This window comes from Longitalea luteola, from assembly GCF_017356035.1.
Classification (GTDB): Bacteria; Bacteroidota; Bacteroidia; order Chitinophagales; family Chitinophagaceae; genus Niastella; species Niastella luteola.
On record NZ_JAFIQX010000001.1, the window covers coordinates 1020534 to 1037320 of the forward strand.

14 protein-coding genes are annotated in these 16787 nt (G+C 44.3%); all 14 read left to right on the top strand.

Annotated features, from left to right (window positions below):
• The first annotated feature begins 271 nt into the window (after positions 1-271).
• The 14 genes from JUB15_RS03855 to JUB15_RS03920 are packed head-to-tail and all read left to right on the top strand — an operon-like array spanning position 272 to position 16767.
• Entirely contained in the window at positions 272-844 is a 573-nt protein-coding gene (locus tag JUB15_RS03855) for a UpxY family transcription antiterminator (RefSeq protein WP_242696178.1), read from the top strand.
• Between the two features lie 45 nt (positions 845-889).
• Complete coding sequence (locus JUB15_RS03860; protein ID WP_207510993.1) at positions 890-1693, top strand: polysaccharide biosynthesis/export family protein; 804 nt, start codon at positions 890-892, stop codon at positions 1691-1693.
• A gap of 2 nt (positions 1694-1695) precedes the next feature.
• Entirely contained in the window at positions 1696-4086 is a 2391-nt protein-coding gene (locus tag JUB15_RS03865) for a GumC family protein (RefSeq protein ID WP_207510994.1), read from the top strand.
• 24 nt (positions 4087-4110) lie between these two features.
• Positions 4111-5199: an NAD-dependent epimerase gene (locus JUB15_RS03870; RefSeq protein ID WP_207510995.1), complete on the top strand. Its 1089-nt coding sequence runs from the start codon at positions 4111-4113 to the stop codon at positions 5197-5199.
• Positions 5200-5209: 10 nt separating this feature from the next.
• Positions 5210-6805: a lipopolysaccharide biosynthesis protein gene (locus JUB15_RS03875; RefSeq protein WP_207510996.1), complete on the top strand. Its 1596-nt coding sequence runs from the start codon at positions 5210-5212 to the stop codon at positions 6803-6805.
• Positions 6806-6817: 12 nt separating this feature from the next.
• Positions 6818-7951, top strand: coding sequence for a glycosyltransferase family 4 protein (locus JUB15_RS03880; protein ID WP_207510997.1), 1134 nt, complete (start codon positions 6818-6820; stop codon positions 7949-7951).
• Between the two features lie 38 nt (positions 7952-7989).
• Positions 7990-9228: an O-antigen ligase family protein gene (locus JUB15_RS03885; RefSeq protein WP_207510998.1), complete on the top strand. Its 1239-nt coding sequence runs from the start codon at positions 7990-7992 to the stop codon at positions 9226-9228.
• Between the two features lie 31 nt (positions 9229-9259).
• Positions 9260-10435: a glycosyltransferase family 4 protein gene (locus JUB15_RS03890; RefSeq protein WP_207510999.1), complete on the top strand. Its 1176-nt coding sequence runs from the start codon at positions 9260-9262 to the stop codon at positions 10433-10435.
• Positions 10436-10445: 10 nt separating this feature from the next.
• A complete protein-coding gene (locus JUB15_RS03895) occupies positions 10446-11636 on the top strand; it encodes a glycosyltransferase family 4 protein (RefSeq protein WP_242696179.1) in 1191 nt (396 codons plus the stop codon).
• Positions 11593-12651 (top strand): glycosyltransferase, encoded by a 1059-nt coding sequence (locus tag JUB15_RS03900; protein ID WP_207511000.1) that lies wholly within the window; start codon positions 11593-11595, stop codon positions 12649-12651. The genes JUB15_RS03895 and JUB15_RS03900 overlap by 44 nt, the downstream gene beginning before the upstream one ends.
• 23 nt (positions 12652-12674) lie before the next feature.
• Positions 12675-13661, top strand: coding sequence for a polysaccharide deacetylase family protein (locus tag JUB15_RS03905; RefSeq protein ID WP_207511001.1), 987 nt, complete (start codon positions 12675-12677; stop codon positions 13659-13661).
• Entirely contained in the window at positions 13658-14677 is a 1020-nt protein-coding gene (locus JUB15_RS03910) for a DUF354 domain-containing protein (protein WP_207511002.1), read from the top strand. The genes JUB15_RS03905 and JUB15_RS03910 overlap by 4 nt, the downstream gene beginning before the upstream one ends.
• A 5-nt stretch (positions 14678-14682) precedes the next feature.
• Entirely contained in the window at positions 14683-15990 is a 1308-nt protein-coding gene (locus JUB15_RS03915; RefSeq protein WP_207511003.1) for a nucleotide sugar dehydrogenase, read from the top strand.
• Positions 15991-16026: 36 nt separating this feature from the next.
• Positions 16027-16767 carry a class I SAM-dependent methyltransferase gene (locus tag JUB15_RS03920; RefSeq protein ID WP_207511004.1) on the top strand — a complete coding sequence of 247 codons (741 nt, stop codon included), beginning with the start codon at positions 16027-16029 and terminating at the stop codon, positions 16765-16767.
• Positions 16768-16787 lie beyond the last annotated feature (20 nt).

Below are 16787 nucleotides of genomic sequence, written 5' to 3' on the forward strand. Positions count from 1 at the left end.
TTTTGTTACTTAATTACCTTACTCTATTGATGCAGACAAGACTCCATTCAATTAGTTCTTTTAGTTTCATTCTTCTTTCGTTTCTACATCCATTATTCATGGTAATTCTTTCTCTATCCATTATCCAACTAAAGTATTTCGTTTACGTCTAGATCCGTATTGGGATTTTGATAGGCGGAGCCGAACAGTACATCCGTGATGGTTGTACGAAAACCTGCACCTGTTTTATAGCGTTTACTTTTTCTCTTAATCCAAAACTAAAACTGGGATTATGATGGGCGAAGCCTTGTTATCAAAAAAAGAAGATTTGAAAGCTGTGAAGAAGTGGTATGCTGTATACACGCATGCCAAGTGGGAGAAAAAAGTTGCATCCTTATTTACCCGTAAAAACATTGAGAATTATTGTCCCCTGAACAGGGTCTTGCGCCAATGGAGCGACCGCAAGAAGATCGTGTATGAGCCATTGTTCACCTGTTATGTATTTGCCCGCGTAACGGAGAAAGAGCGTATAAGTGTATTACAAACAGATGGCGTTCTCAACTATGTTACCTGGCAGGGCAAACCCGCTGTTATACGCGACTCTGAAATTGAGGTCATCAAGAACTTCCTGTTGGAACACAGTAATGTAAGACTGGAGAAAATTGATGTGGATGTAAATGACAGGGTACGCATTAAATGCGGCCTGTTCATGGAACAGGAAGGCCTGGTGATGGAAGTGCTGGGAAAAACCGTTCGGGTTTCATTGCCAACGCTTGGTTATGCCATGCTGGCTGAAATACCCAAATCGCATGTTGAAGTGGTGGACAGCAGGGGCAAGGGAGATGCTGAACATTTAATTTCCTAATAAATATATATTACCGTGAAGTCACCGTATCAAAAACACAAAACCTTGTTTTACCAAAAGCTGCCCGCAAGGTTAAGCAACCGAACCTGGTTATGGGTGGTTCTGCTGGCCGGCATTATAGGCGCCTCCTGCACCAACACAAAGAAAGTGGTTTATTTCAGTGGTATTACTGAAACAGAGATCAACAACGCCATTGATAACCTGGAACCTGTAATTCAAAAGAACGATCTGCTGAGTATTACTGTGAGCAGTCCGAACGCAACAGCCAGCCAACCCTTCAATACAGCTGTAACCGTTTCAACCCAGGCGATAGGATATACATCCACGCAGGCAACCGGTTACCTCGTTGATCAGGACGGTTTCATTGATATGCCAATGCTTGGCCGCATCAAAGCTGCCGGCTTAACCAAAAAAGGTCTGAAAGAAAGTATTACAAAGGTTATTACCGACAACAAATACCTGTTATATCCCGTAGTAACGGTTCGTTACCTGAATTTTAAAGTAACAGTATTGGGCGAAGTTGCCAAACCGATGGTGATCAATGTGCCTGATGAAAAAATAAACATCCTCGAAGCATTGGGCTTTGCCGGCGACATGACCGTGTATGCACGTCGTGATAACGTTACTTTGATCAGGGAAGAAAAAGGTACAAGAATAGTTAAAAGGCTTGATCTCAATTCCGGGAACCTGTTAACCTCTCCCTATTATTATCTCAAGTCGAATGATATTCTATACGTAGAACCAAATAAACAGAAAGTTGCCACTGCAGGCAATACTCGTATATGGCTGCCGGCTATTTTGAGTGCGCTCTCACTGGCAGTTGTGATTATTGATCGATTAACAAGGTAGATATGCAAACTAACAAAAAATCAGGCAATGAAATGAACATCGTTTCAGTTGCCATCAACTGGTACCTGCCATACTGGCCATTGTTCGTGCTACTTATTATTCTTGGCCTTGCAGGCGCGTGGGCTTACCTCAAGTATTATGCTACCCCTGTTTATGAAACGTATGCGACCATCATGGTAAAAGACGAGAAAAAGGGAGTGGATGAATCAGGCGTACTGGAAGCCCTTCAAATTTATCCCACCAAGAATATCGTTGAAAATGAGATGGAGGTCATTCACTCCAGGAAACTGATGGAAAAGGTGGTGGATCAATTGCAGTTGTATGCTCCCATTTATGAAGGCCCTACCAAAGGCAAAATGAAAGCTACTTCTGCTTACACCAGTTCGCCCATTGTTATTTCAGCAAAACGGCCCGAAGATCTGAAAGAGACCGGTGAACTGGATGTGCCCATTGCATTTACTTATGATAATGATAACAATGCAGGAGAGTTCGAAGGACTTTCCAATAGAAAACCTACCGAAGTCATTATAGATGGCAAGCACTACCCGTTAGAGAAATGGTGCACTACGCCCTATGGCGAATTGAAGTTTGACTACAACGAAAAGCTGGTGGAACCGGCACAGGGTCCATTGTTCTTCCGCCTGCACAGACCGAAAAATATAGCACCCAGCTTTATCAGCAATCTGGAAGTTAGATCAGCCAGTAAGCTGTCAACTACGATCACCCTGGTGTTGAAAGATGAAGTGCCTGAAAGGGGCGAAGATATCCTGAACAAATTGCTGGTGGCCTATAACCTGTTATCTATAGAAGAAAAGAAGGGAACAGCGGCCAATACGCTGGAATTTATCGAAAGCCGGCTGGTAAAGGTGGAAAGAGAACTGGACTCCATTGAAAATACCATACAATCATTCAGGACCAGTCAGGGTGTGGTGGACCTTAGCCAGCAAAGCAAACAATACCTCGACAATGTAGGAAGCAACGATCGCAAGATAGCCGACCTCAGCATGCAGCTGGCAGCCCTGGACGAAATGGAACGTTATGTTAATTCAAGGGAGAATAATACAGACGATGTTGTACCTGCTGCAGTAGGCATCAGCGACCCGGTATTGAGCGACCTGATGCAGAAACTATACAATGCCAAAGTGGAATATGGCAAGCTGATGAACAGCACGGCAGAGAACAACCCCTTCGCCACTGCAGTAGCAAAGGAAATTGAACAAACGCGGCCGCTGATCCTGGAAAAACTGAGATCGCACCGGATCAACCTGGAGGCCAGCAAAAAAGACCTTACGGCCATCAGCGGTAATTACAACTCCATGCTTCGTTCCATTCCGCAAAAAGAAAGGGAGCTGATGAATATCAGCCGCGAACAGGTGATCAAAAAGAGTATCTATAATTACCTCCTGGAAAAACGCGAACAAACGGCGCTGGCCAGTTCATCGGCGGTTTCCGACAGCAAGATCATCGATTATGCCAAATCGAACCTGGTTCCTGTAAGCCCCAAGAAATCGCTGGTATATTTTGCCGTGCTGGCGGGTTCTATCGGTTTGGCAATCGGGTTGGTTTCGGCCAGGGAGATGCTGAACAAGAAGATCCTGTTCCGCTCAGAAATAGAATCACTCACCTCAGTACCTGTTATTGCAGAAATTGCGGCCAACAAGGAAAGCGAATCGCTGCTGCGGTCCGGTTCAAAGGTTTCTGTAGTGGCTGAGCAATTCAGGCACCTGCGGGCTGCTATTGGTCTGGTAGGCCGCCAGAAAGAAATGAAAATGAAACGGATCCTGATAACCTCCAGCATCTCTTCCGAAGGAAAAACATACATAAGCACCAACCTGGCCAGGAGCCTGGCGTTGGCCGGCAATAAAGTGGTGCTGGTCGACCTCGACATCCGCAAGCCAAAAACATCGACCATCATGGGTGTGGTTGATAAACCGGGTGTGGCTGATTTCCTGGAAGGAACTAAGGAGCCGGAAGAGATCATCGGCAGCAGCATGGACCAGAATTTATATATCGTGAGCGCGGGCAGTGGGATCGAAAATGCCCGGGAGCAGATCCTGAGCGGCCGGTTAACCATTTTGCTGAATTACCTCAACGCCAATTTCGATTATGTGATACTCGATGCTTCGCCCATCGATCCGGTTTCTGATTCATACGTATTATCAGATTATTGCGATATAACGCTGTTTATCATGCGTCATGGACGTACACCGAAAGCCATGGTGCAGATCCTTGACAGTAACAGCAAGTTCAAGGCATTGAAAAATCCACATATCGTCTTCAATGGCATTCGCTCCAGAGGCATTAAGGGTATGTATGGTTACAGCTATGGCTATGGCTATGAAAATGTATACCGCGAAAAGCCGAGCAGGAAATCAAAATTGCAACGGGTATAATATTCTTTTTCCAAAATAACAGGTATGAAAATTCTGGTTACAGGAAGCGCGGGTTTTATTGGTTTCTTTCTTACCAAAAAACTGATTGAACGTGGCGACGAAGTGGTTGGCCTTGATAATATCAACGATTATTACGACGTCAATTTAAAGTATGCCCGTTTGGCTCAAAATGGTATTGACAAAGCCGGCATTGAATGGAATGTGCCCGTACAAAGCCATAAATTCTTGAACTACCGGTTTGTTAAAATGAACCTGGAAGATAAAACTCATATCCAGCGTTTGTTCAAAAAGGAAAAATTCGACATGGTGGCGCACCTTGCTGCACAGGCAGGCGTGAGGAATTCCATCAATAACCCGGATGTTTATATTCAGTCGAATGTGGCGGGGTTCCTCAATATCCTCGAGGCCTGCCGCCATCATAACATCCAGCACCTGGTGTATGCAAGCTCTTCCAGTGTATATGGACTGAATGAACAGATGCCTTTTTCAGTTACGCATTGCACCAATCACCCGGTGTCGATATATGCCGCTACCAAGAAGTCGAATGAGCTGATGGCGCATGCCTACAGCTATCTGTTCAATATACCTACTACAGGTATGCGTTTCTTCACCGTATACGGTCCCTGGGGCCGGCCGGATATGGCTTATTATCTTTTTGCCGATGCCATTATGAAGGATCAGCCCATTATCGTTTTCAATGAAGGAAAAATGAAACGCGATTTTACTTACATCGATGACGTGGTGGATGGCATAGTACATGTATTGGATCAGCCGGCTAAGCCGGCTTCCTCATGGAGTGGCCTCAACCCCGATCCATCCCGCTCACCGGCGCCGTATCGCATCTATAATATCGGCAACGACCAGCCGGTGGAGTTAATTGATTTTATTACGGAGATAGAAAAGAATTGCGGGAAAAAGGCAATCATTGAAATGAAGGACCAGGAAAAGAGCGATGTGTTGGCTACCTGGGCAGATATAAATGAACTGGTTAAAAACTTCGATTACAGACCTCATACACCGATTCAAACAGGATTAAGCAAATTCATTCAATGGTTCAAGCAATACTATGCATTTGAGCAGATGGAAATGAGCCAGGTAAATACAATTTATTAATAACGCCGCAATGATTGAAAAACCGATAATAAGTAAACCCTCTGAAGATCTGGGAATTAATGGAGGAAAGCGCAGGGAGAACCTGAAGCAACGTGCCTATCTGAATACATTATCCAGTGTGATTGATTATACAGCAAACCGGCTTGCCGGTTTGCTTGTAAATCCTTTCATCATAACGGGATTGGGAACTTCTTTGTTTGGCATCTGGCAAATGCTCGGTCAGTTTACCGGTTATGTAAACATTGCCGACACCCGGTCATCGCAGGTGCTGAAATGGACAGTTGCACAAAAGAAGGACGTAGCTACAGTGGAGGAATTGAGAAGTGACGCTGGTGCCGCTTTTGTCGTAATGTTATTTGTAATGCCGGTGATTTTGATCGCCGGCAGTATTATTGCCTGGTATGCTCCTCATATAACCCATGCCGCTAAAGAACATTATACGCTGGTTCGCATTACCTGCTGCCTGCTGATCTTCTCAATTCTCGTTTTCAAATTCTTCGAATTGTTCGAAGCGATCCTGCGGGGAATGAACCTTACTTTCAAGCGCATGGGCTTCCGGGCAGGTATCGTGCTGCTGGGTGGAGGATTAAAAGTGCTGGCGCTCATCTGGGGCTGGGGTTTGATAGGGCTCGCAGGGGTTCACCTGGTAGAAAGTTTACTGATCGGTCTTTCCTTTTACATAGTGGTAAAAAGAAATGTTGACTGGTTCGGATTCAGCATGCCAAACCGTTCGAATGTTTTCCGTTTTGGCAAATTAAGCGCCTGGTACCTGGCAGATGCAGGTGCCAATATGGTAAATACCAATAGCGACAAACTTTTACTGGGTATCGTGGCCGGTCCGGTTACAGTAGCTTATTACTCGCTCACGAAGTTTGTACCTGCTGCTTTGCAGGGACTGATCAACCGCCTGATCCTGGGCATCATGCCCGGCATAGGAAAGCTGCTCGGCCTGAAAGAATACGACAAAGTAAAAAGCGTCAGAAAGAATATTAACCGCATCTCATTGCTGCTGACTACTGCCTTTGGTACAACCATTATCATTTTCAACCAGTCGTTTTTAAGTGCCTGGGTAGGGAACGACCATTTTGCAGGACATACCGCCAATGCATTGATCATGTTAATGACCATCCAGGACACTTTCGTTCGCAACGATGCTTGTATCATCAGCGCTACGCTTGATATCAAAAAGAAAGTATTTCTCACCCTTATTGCAGGCGTTTTATTTGCAGCCTTTGGAATTGTACTGGCTAACAAAATGGGTATTGCGGGTCTTTGCCTCAGCATGATGATAAGCAGGTTGTTCTTATTTATCGGTCAACGCAAGATCCTCTCCGATCTGATGAAGACCACACAAACGCCTTCTATGGCAGTGAGCTACCGGCCGTTCCTGACTGCTCTTGCAATGCTGGGCTTGTCCATTTGGCTGTCAACAAATACCGGCCCACTGGGCATCTATCAAATGATCGTGTTGGCGCCGGTTGCCTTTGTCAGTTCTTTAGTACTGTTTTACCTGATGGGATTGAGCAGTGCAGACAGGCTGGAGTTTAAGCAGATTATAGGCTCCATAAAATTTTTCAAATCGGATACTGGCTTCAGCAAAAATTAAAACCTTATACAGATGAAAATGTTGTTTGTTGCCCCCCGTTTTCATACCAACCAGGTGCAGTTGATAAAGAAGCTCCTGGACGAAAAACATGAAGTTTCTTTTCATGTCGCCAATATAGGACCCACCGAAGACCACAGCCTGATAGTGCCAACGACATTTAAACAAAGCAAACTGTCGGTGATCGTGGAAAAGATCTTTGGAAAGGGCGCATCAACCAGAAAGAATTACTTCCCTAATCCAATAAAGTACTGGCAGGTCTTCAAACAATTGAACCCCGAAATGGTGGTTATACGTGATCCCTATAAATTGTTTTCACTGATGGCTGCTTTTTATGCGCGCATTACAAAAGCCAGGATCGTTTTTTACACACAGGAGAATTTATATCGGTCAAGGTCATGGCGGCTGCGGTTAAAACAAAAACTTACCATTCGCTTTTTCAGGGCTGCCTGGATGACCCCGATAAAAAGCAATGACATTTCCGGGAATAACAATGCGCTGAAATATATGTATTACGTACCGCTGCCTGTTACGGTAACTACTGAAGAAAAATTTAATAACCAGATAGCAAACGAGGGGCCAAAAATATTGATGGTGGGTAAATACCACCAGGAAAGGAAGAAGCACCTGTTGTTTATCCGGGCATTGAGCCGGCTGAAGAACAAATACCAGTTTACGGCAACGATCGTAGGAGAATGTGCTACCCCGGCGCAACAGCTCAACTTAAACACCATCAAACAGGAAGTGGATAACCTGAAACTTACCGGTTTGATCGATTTTAAACAGAATGTACCTTATCATAAGATGGCAGACCTGTATGCAGCGCATCACATTTTTGTGCTGCCGGCCATCAATGAACAATATGGCGTATCGGTGAACGAAGCAATGGGGTACGGCCTGCCTGTAATTTGTACCGATACCTGCGGTGCAAAATTCAATATTACCAATGGGCAGAATGGATTTGTTGTTAAATCAGATAACCTGGATGATCTCGCTGCTTCTTTGGAAAAGCTTATTTCCGATTATCAGAAACTAACACAAATGCGGGCGCAGTCGCTGCAATATGCCCGGGAGAACCTTTCCGCCGATACCTTTTATTCCAAATTTGCCCAATTGACCCGCGAACGTTTTTCGATCGCCATGAACTAGTTCCGTGCTTCATTAAACCACAAAAAGGGGAGGCCCTAATGACACCGTTTTTTCTGTTCCTTCAGTTTGTTTGCTTTTATGGACTTGGTATTTATGTGATACTTAAAAAGAATGAGCGGGGAATTTTTTATCTGCCGGTATTGTTCTTTGTAGAAAAGATAGTAGGTGTGCTTAGTCCGGCTTTCCTTTACTATGGTCTTATATCTTTTATCATCGTGTTACAAATTGTAAGGAATTCTTCGTTCTTTAAAAACAATATTTTTTCATTTCTGCTGATCATATACTTTTTTGCTTTATTGACCCAGTCTGAGAACCTGACATTGATAAGGCCATTCTTTTTCTCGGTTATCTGGTTGTTCTTATTGATAGCGTTAATTCCGTCTATTTATGCAAAGTTTACCAGGGAGGAGGTTTTTAAGGAATTGTGCAATGCCTGCTTCCTGATACTGATACTTTTTATAGCCAATGCCCTTGTGTCTACGGTTTATAAGTTTTCGCCCATGGGCATGTATGGTATTACAAAAGGTGTCATGTACGGCAACCTGTGGGCGGCGGCTTTCAATACCCTGTCTACAGCGCTTTTTGTAGTGTTTCTAAAAGGCATTACCGAACGTAAGCACATGTATGTAATTCTATCCGTTGTTTCCCTTTTCTTCATCATGCTTACGTTGCGCCGCACTGTTATGGCGTTAAGCGCTTTCGGAATAGTGGTTGGTATGCTTACCCTCATGACCCAGAAGAAGGCTAAAATGGTATTCGTTATGATGGGCCTGGTTGTTGTAACTGGTTTTGTGATCTATTCCAATACCAATTTTTTACAGGAGTTCAATGAAAGGGTGGAGCTGCGTAAACTGGATGACCGGGCGCTGGCTGAAGAAAAGCGCTTCATAGAATATGATCTGTTGTATGCTGATATGTTCGTGTACAATGCATATAGTCCCTGGTTCGGCTTTGGATTATTTAACAGCGCCGGCAACTATGGCAATGGTTTCCTGGGCGACAGAAGCCTGCATGGAGATATTCCGAATCTGCTGCATTCAAGTGGGATAATAGGAGTGCTTCTGTATCTTTTAATGGTAGGAACTGCATTTGCCCAGTCGATCAAAGCCGCCAATAGATACTTTGACAAATTATTGATTCTTTTCTGTACAGGATCTTTTTTGGTTTATACGGTTACGGGCCGGTATACCGAGATAGCTTCAACACTGTTGTTATTTCTCGTACTTATGATGCCTTTAGCAAAAGATGAACCGCCTACCGAAGAGACCGAGGTATAATTGAATATTTATCTAACAAACCAATTCAGCGATGGCCAGATTTTTATTTTACGATGACAAGCTCATCAACCTGATGATGCAGGAAGAAAAGCCCTGTGGTGGTTCAGCCGTACAATCATTTGCCTGGATGATGGGACTTCTTGAAGAAGGGCAGGAGGTGTATGTAATGACCAATTCGCCCGGCAAAAAACTTTTGAAAGAGGAGTGTAGCCGGATCAGGCTGGTTCCCATGTTTGAACCGAACAAAGGTGTGCGCTGGCTGCGGTGGCTCTATTACCGGCTGCCACATACTTACAGGAGTATAAAAGCGGCGAAGCCTGATTATTTATATGTAGGCATTCCTGCTTGGACATCATTCTTTCTCGGGATCATTTGCCGGATGCTGAAAATTAAATTGATCCACCGGATATCGAGCGATATCCAGCTTGACAACCGCTTCCGCAAGGATAATTCCTTCATGCACCAGTTCCTCCTGAACATGGGCTTCAGGCTGTCGCATCATATATTATGTCAGAACAATTATCAATTGATGATGGTGGGGAAAAAATTCCCGGGCAAATCCACTATCAAGATCTTCAATCCTTTTTATGTAAAGAACGAGGAGCCGGTTGATACAAGTTCAAGACGGTATATAGCCTGGGTGGGCATTTACCGCTACCCGAAGAACCTGAAAATGTTATTTGAAATAGCCAGCATTTTAAGAAATGAACGGTTTGTTGTTGCCGGCAAAGAAGGAGCGAAGATGGATTCGGAAACCAGCTATTACCTCGAAAAACTGAAACACTTGCCCAATGTGTCATTCTGTGGTTATTTACAACGCGAGCAGGTTATGCCCTTCATTGCGAACGCTAAATTTTTACTGAACACTTCCCGCTATGAAGGCTTCAGCAATACATTTCTGGAAGCGCTGTCGGTTGGCACGCCAATTTTATCAGGCGTAAATGTTAACCCCGATTCAATTATTTCAAGATACAACCTGGGCCTCATTTATAACGATGTGTTCGACCTGTGCAAACAGTATGCTTCTATAACACCTGAGCTGTACCAGCTGATGTCGGATAATGCAAGATCGTATGTGGCGAACAATCATGGATACAGGTTACTGGCCAGGAATCTGCTCAGGTATCTTTCAGAAATGGATCGAATAATACCCATTCGTAGCAATACACGCCTGATAACACTTACCGATCAGGCTACACATGCATAATTTCTAAAGTATGATGCTTCATAATCAAAAGACCCGTATTATTTTTTTCATCGGCAGTTTAAAGGGGGGAGGCAAGGAACGCCGATTGATTGAGCTGCTTACCTATCTGAACCAGAAACACAGCTATGAGCTCATGGTAGTAGTAACCGGTACAGAAATAGATTATTCGGCTTTTTATAAACTGAATATTCACTATGAGGTTATTAAGAAGAGATGGAAAAAGAATGATCCAACGGTGTTTGCCAAGTTCTACAAAATATGTCAGCAGTTCAAGCCACATCTTATACATACCTGGGGACGCATGCAGTCGTTCTATGCGCTGCCTGCGGTTATTGGCAGAAGGATCCCGCTGGTGAACGGACAGATCACATCAGCGCCTCCCAATGCAGGCAAATGGTCATTAAAAAAGATCATTGACCGCATCAATTTCAGTTTCTCAACCGTAATCCTTTCCAACTCCCGGGCAGGTATAGAGGCTTTCAAACCGCCGCCGGCAAAAGCGAAGGTGATCTACAATGGTATCAACCCAAACCGTTTCGAAAATCTGCCCGATCCAAAGCAGGTGCGTGCAAAGTACGGGATTGTAACGCCATTTACGGTAATAATGGTGGCTACCTTTTCGAACAATAAGGATTACCCCTTATTCTTCAGGATAGCAGAACGAATTACCCGGGTAAGAAAAGACATCACCTTCATTGCTGCAGGTGATAATTGCGATGATGATTCGGTAAGGGATCCGTTTTATAAACTGGCGAAACAGAATCCCGGCATCCTGCTAACAGGCCGGGTAAGCGATGTGGAAGCGCTGGTCAATAGTTGTACACTGGGCGTTCTTTTTTCCAATAAGGCGGTACACGGGGAAGGTATCTCAAATTCAATTGTAGAATATATGGGCCTCGGCAAACCGGTGGTTGCAAACGATGCCGGCGGTACAAAAGAAATAGTACATCATAATGTAAATGGTTACCTGGTAACCGGGCAAACAGAAAATGAAATTGCCGAATTGATAACTGACCTCATTGATAACCCTGATAAATGTTCAGCCTTTGGGAAAGTAAGCCGGAAGATCATTGATGAATCTTTTTCGCTTAATAAAATGGGAAGGGCATTTGAACAAACATACCAGGATATTCTGGCCAATGAAAATATTATAATTTATGAAAGTGCTATTCGTGAGCAGCGGCAACAGCAAAGAGTTTGATATCATTCCTTTCATCAAAGAGCAGGGGGAATCGTTGAAGAGCGAGGGCATTGAAGTGGATTATTACCCTGTTCATGGAAAAGGTTTAAAAGGTTATATTAAAGCCGGATTCAGCCTGCGAAAATTGCTGAAGAGAAAACAGTATGATCTGATCCATGCGCATTTTACGTATTCGGGCTGGACTGCCCTGATAGGTGCCGGATGGAGAATCCCCGTTGTATTGTCGTTAATGGGCAGCGACGCCAATGGCGAATACAAAGGCGAAAATAAAGTGGTTTTAAGCAGCCGGCTCTCCTCATTTATGACCTGGTTGATCCAGCCTTTTGTAAAAGCAATCATCTCCAAATCGGCTAACATTGAAAAGTCTGTTTACCTCAAACGTAAATCACACATCATTCCCAATGGCGTCAATATGCAAAAGTTCAGGCCCCGGGAAATGAATGGCCATAGTGATCATACCAGAACAGACGGAAAAATTAAAGTTCTGTTCCTTGGCAACAAGAACAAGCCGGGTAAGAATTTTCCACTGGTGGAAGCGGCCATTCAGCATTTGGGCTGGCAGCATGTAGAGTTGATCAGTCCTTACCCGGTACAGCATAACGATGTGCCGAAATATTTGAATGAAGCGGATGTACTGGCTTTCCCATCTTATATGGAAGGCTCGCCGAATGTAATTAAAGAAGCGATGGCCTGTAATTGCCCCATCGTTTCAACAGATGTAGGCGATGTGAGCTGGGTATTTGGAAAAACCAAAGGATGTTACCTGGCATCTTTTGAGCCGGCAGATTTCGCAGAAAAATTGAAAGAGGCCATCCACTTTTCACAAACCAAAGGCAGGACCAAAGGCCGGCAGCGTATTGTGAGTCTGAGCCTGGATATGGAAACAGTGGCAAAACGGCTCAGGTCAGTGTATATTAAATGTATTACCAAATCTAAATCATACCCAATTACCGAAACAACTGCAAATTATCACGCCCCTGTTCAAACTGAATTGGTTGGAAACAATAGTCAATAAACCCCCTAAAACGAAGAGATTGTATGAGAAAAAGTTTGAGAAACTTGGTCTGCCAGGCCGTAGCGAATTCGTTCATTCTTACCGGCGTAGTAAAGTACGCAACCAGGAAGGCGTTGAACTCAAAATGCATTCTGTCCCTGTATTTTCACAAACCTTCGAAAGCAGAATTTGAATGGTGCATCCAATGGTTAAAGGACAAAGGCTTCCGGTTTATTAGCCTGGATGAGGTTGAAAGAATAAAAAACGGCGAAATACCTTTTCCCAAAGGCTCGGTATTGATAACGGTAGATGATGGCTGGCGATCAAATGTGCCCAATGTTGTGGAAGTGGCCATCCGGCATAAAGTACCGGTAACCATTTTTGTTTCCACATCACCTGTAGAAGAAGGCGCTTATTGGTGGTCGTACGTACAACAGGCAAAACAAAAAGGATTGATACCCTATTCAAAGCATGAATTGAAAAAAGTGCCCGAGCAAACACGGCTTGGTATTTTACAGGATATCAAGAAGAAAGTTAACCCTGGCAGGGATGCAATGACAGTTGACGAGGTTAAAACCATTTCAGCGTATCCTTATATAACCATAGGCGCGCATACGCATACGCATCCGATCCTCATTAACTGCAACCAGAAGCAGATCTATGAAGAATTAAAAATATCCCGGCAAAAGCTGGAATCATGGATTGGTAAGGAAGTGGACTATTTCGCATATCCGAATGGCGATTACAGCAAGCGCGAAGCACAAATACTGAAGAACCTCAACTACCGGTTGGCATTTTCATCAGATCCCAAATACCTTACGCCGGAATCGCTGAAGAACAGTTTTACCCTGCCGCGGTTCGGTTTTCTGGAAGGCGCTTCCACCGCTGAAAACATTTGCCGCATGACAGGCGTCTGGCAGCCATTGATGACGAAACTGCCGCGTCTCAGCTATTTCAAGCTGAAAAATAAAACGAATAAGAAGGAATTAATTCAGGAAAGTATGCCTAAAGGAGGCCCAAGTCCCGCATGAAAATTCTTTTTGACATAAAACACCCGGCCCAGCTGAATCTTTTCAAAGGGCTCACCAGCGAGCTGCGTGAAGAGAACTGGGATGTAACTATCTGTTACCTCCAACGGGGAAAACTGCCCAACATCATTAAACTGGAATACCCGGGGTTCAACACCATTCCGGTGGGAAGCAGCAGGGGCACCAGGTGGTCGATCCTGTGGGATGGAAATATTAAACGAACCCTGGCCTTTCTGGAGCTTATCCGGAAAGAGAAATACAATATCTGTGTAGCGGCAAGCAGTATTCCACTGGCCATGGCCTGTAAACTGGCCGGTATTCCTTTGATCCAGTTCTATGATGATCCCGAAAGGAAACAGGTGAATACGATAAATGCCAGGCTGAGCACCCAGTTGTTCTTTCCGCCTATCGTTGAAAAGAACCGGAAAGTTTCCGTTTTCAATTGCCTGAAAGAGTGGAGTTATTTGAGTCCGCGACGCTTCAGGCCCGATGTGAAAGCGCTGGAACCTTATGGACTTGCTCCTCATGAATACATTTTCGTTCGCGAGGTAAGTAATAAATCATTTAATTATTACAATCAGCAGGATGGTATCATCAGCAGCTTTGCCGGTAAAATAGATCCATCAGCGAAAGTCATTTTATCGCTTGAGGATAAAAGTTATGCAAACCGGTATCCTGCCCACTGGACCATTTTGCAGGAACCTGTAAAAGACATTCATTCCCTCATTTATTTTTCGAAAATGGTCATTTCATCGGGTGACAGTATGGCCAGGGAAGGCGCCATGCTGGGGCTGCCCAGTGTGTACTGCGGCATCAGGAAAATGAAAGCGAATGAACTGCTGATGCAACTGGGCATGCTGCAACACCTGCCCGTTGACAGCGCAGTACCATTTATCAACATGATCATTGGGAAAGGATTTGATGAGGAAAAACAGACCAGTATCAGAAAACAACTGCTTGAACAATGGGATGACATGACTGCATTCATGAAAGAGCAGATTAACCGTTATAAAACCTAGAAACAATGAAAATTTCAATTTTTGGCCTGGGATATGTTGGATGCGTCAGCGTTGGCTGCCTTGCAAAGAACGGGCATGAAATTATCGGGGTCGATGTAAGCGAATTTAAGGTCGATCTTATCAACAGGGGCTTACCCACCATTCAGGAAAAAGACATAGACAACATTATCCGGGAAGGGTATGAAAAGGGCAGCATTTCAGCCACTACCTGCGCTGAAGAAGCAGTTCATAATACCGATCTGAGCATCATTTGTGTAGGCACACCGCCTACTGCAAACGGGCATTTGAACCTTTCCTATATCTATAAAACCGCAGAACAAATAGGAAAGGCGCTGCGCGAAAAGGAAAGCTTTCATACCGTGGTGATCCGCAGCACGGTAATGCCGGGAACCAACAAGAAATATGGTGAGATCATTGAAGAATTTTCGGGTAAAAAACGAGGCGTAGGTTTCTCGGTGGTTTCCAATCCTGAATTTTTACGCGAGGGTTCCGCTGTGCATGACTATTACCATCCGGCAGTAACTGTGATCGGAGGCGATCATACAGGCGCCATGGAAAAAGTGGCTTCCTTATACCGCTGTCTTGATGCACCCATTGAAATAACTGATGTAAAGGTTGCCGAGATCATCAAGTATATCAATAATTCGTTTCATGCGCTCAAAATTGCCTTCTCCAATGAAGTGGGCAATATCTGCAAAGCCCTGCACATCGATCCGTTCAAGGTAATGGACTTGTTTTGCAAGGACACCCGCCTGAATATTTCACCGGCCTATTTAAAACCGGGCTTTGCTTACGGCGGTTCCTGCCTGCCCAAGGACCTTAAAGGATTAGTAACGCTGGGGCACGACAATTACCTGGATACGCCGGTACTGGCAATGATCCATTCCTCGAATGAGCAGCACCAGAAGAAAGCGTTTGAACTGGTTCATAGTAAGGGAAAGAAGAACATTTGCATGGTGGGGTTGAGTTTTAAAGAAGGTACAGATGATCTGCGTTACAGTCCTTATGTCGAACTGGCCGAAACATTGATCGGGAAAGGTTACCGGGTGACCATCTATGACGAGTACGTTTGTCTTTCAAAACTCGTTGGCGCCAATAAAGCCTATGTTAACGAACGGCTGCCGCATTTATCAGAGCATATCAGCAATAATCTTGAATCTGCTATAGCCGACAATGAGGTTGTGGTGATAAGCCACCGCAATTTCGATGCAAAGACCTACCGGCATTTGCTAAAAGAGAAAACAGCCATAATTGATCTGGCCAGAATTCATGATCTCGAAGAATTGCCCAACTACGAAGGGATCTGCTGGTAGGTGTTATTTGATCATTTTACTTAACGTAGTTTTATCATGACACCAAAGAACGCAGACCACTTCTTTGATATAGTGGTCAAAAAGAAATTTTACTCCAGTAAAGGAAACCTTAAGTTTTACCTCAACGGTTTATTCGAACATGTTGATCTGTCACAAAAAGAAGTGTTGGATATCGGTGGGGGCAAAGGGCTGCTGTCGTTATATGCGGCCGTTAAAGGAGCTAAAAAAGTAGTATGTCTTGAACCGGAAGAAGATGGTTCAAGAAATGGGATGATATCAGGATATCACGACCTGCGCAGGGAGTTGCCGGAGTCGTTACCGGTTGAACTGCTGCCGCTCAGATTACAGGATTACCTGCAGCAGACAAGCGCTGAAAAATATGATGTTGTTGTTCTGAACAATTCGATCAACCACCTCGACGAAAACGCCTGTATTCATCTGAGAAATACAGAGGCCAGTTACAGAACCTATGTAGGCATTTTTAAGGATCTGTCACGGATAATGAAGCCTGGAGGCGTGTTGATTGCGACCGATTGTTCGTGTAAGAACTTCTTCAACGACATTCATGTAAAAAATATTTTCGTTCCCACCATCGAATGGCATAAACATCAAAGGCCCAGTACCTGGATCTCAGTATTGAAAGATGCCGGATTTAAAAATCCAACTGTGAAGTGGCCTTCGCTTAACCGGCTGAGAGCACCGGGCAGAATATTTATGGCCAACCCATTCATGTCATACTTAACGAGAAGCTATTTTCAATTGACTATGGAAAAGTAAACAGATTGAATTTATTAACC

Bases quoted from the DNA above. Each gene is read 5' to 3' on its own strand.
- JUB15_RS03855 (WP_242696178.1), top strand. From the start codon at position 272: ATGATGGGCGAAGCCTTGTTATCAAAAAAAGAAGATTTGAAAGCTGTG.
- JUB15_RS03865 (WP_207510994.1), top strand. From the start codon at position 1,696: ATGCAAACTAACAAAAAATCAGGCAATGAAATGAACATCGTTTCAGTT.
- JUB15_RS03870 (WP_207510995.1), top strand. From the start codon at position 4,111: ATGAAAATTCTGGTTACAGGAAGCGCGGGTTTTATTGGTTTCTTTCTT.
- JUB15_RS03875 (WP_207510996.1), top strand. From the start codon at position 5,210: ATGATTGAAAAACCGATAATAAGTAAACCCTCTGAAGATCTGGGAATT.
- JUB15_RS03880 (WP_207510997.1), top strand. From the start codon at position 6,818: ATGAAAATGTTGTTTGTTGCCCCCCGTTTTCATACCAACCAGGTGCAG.
- JUB15_RS03885 (WP_207510998.1), top strand. From the start codon at position 7,990: ATGACACCGTTTTTTCTGTTCCTTCAGTTTGTTTGCTTTTATGGACTT.
- JUB15_RS03890 (WP_207510999.1), top strand. From the start codon at position 9,260: ATGGCCAGATTTTTATTTTACGATGACAAGCTCATCAACCTGATGATG.
- JUB15_RS03895 (WP_242696179.1), top strand. From the start codon at position 10,446: ATGATGCTTCATAATCAAAAGACCCGTATTATTTTTTTCATCGGCAGT.
- JUB15_RS03900 (WP_207511000.1), top strand. From the start codon at position 11,593: ATGAAAGTGCTATTCGTGAGCAGCGGCAACAGCAAAGAGTTTGATATC.
- JUB15_RS03905 (WP_207511001.1), top strand. From the start codon at position 12,675: ATGAGAAAAAGTTTGAGAAACTTGGTCTGCCAGGCCGTAGCGAATTCG.
- JUB15_RS03910 (WP_207511002.1), top strand. From the start codon at position 13,658: ATGAAAATTCTTTTTGACATAAAACACCCGGCCCAGCTGAATCTTTTC.
- JUB15_RS03915 (WP_207511003.1), top strand. From the start codon at position 14,683: ATGAAAATTTCAATTTTTGGCCTGGGATATGTTGGATGCGTCAGCGTT.
- JUB15_RS03920 (WP_207511004.1), top strand. From the start codon at position 16,027: ATGACACCAAAGAACGCAGACCACTTCTTTGATATAGTGGTCAAAAAG.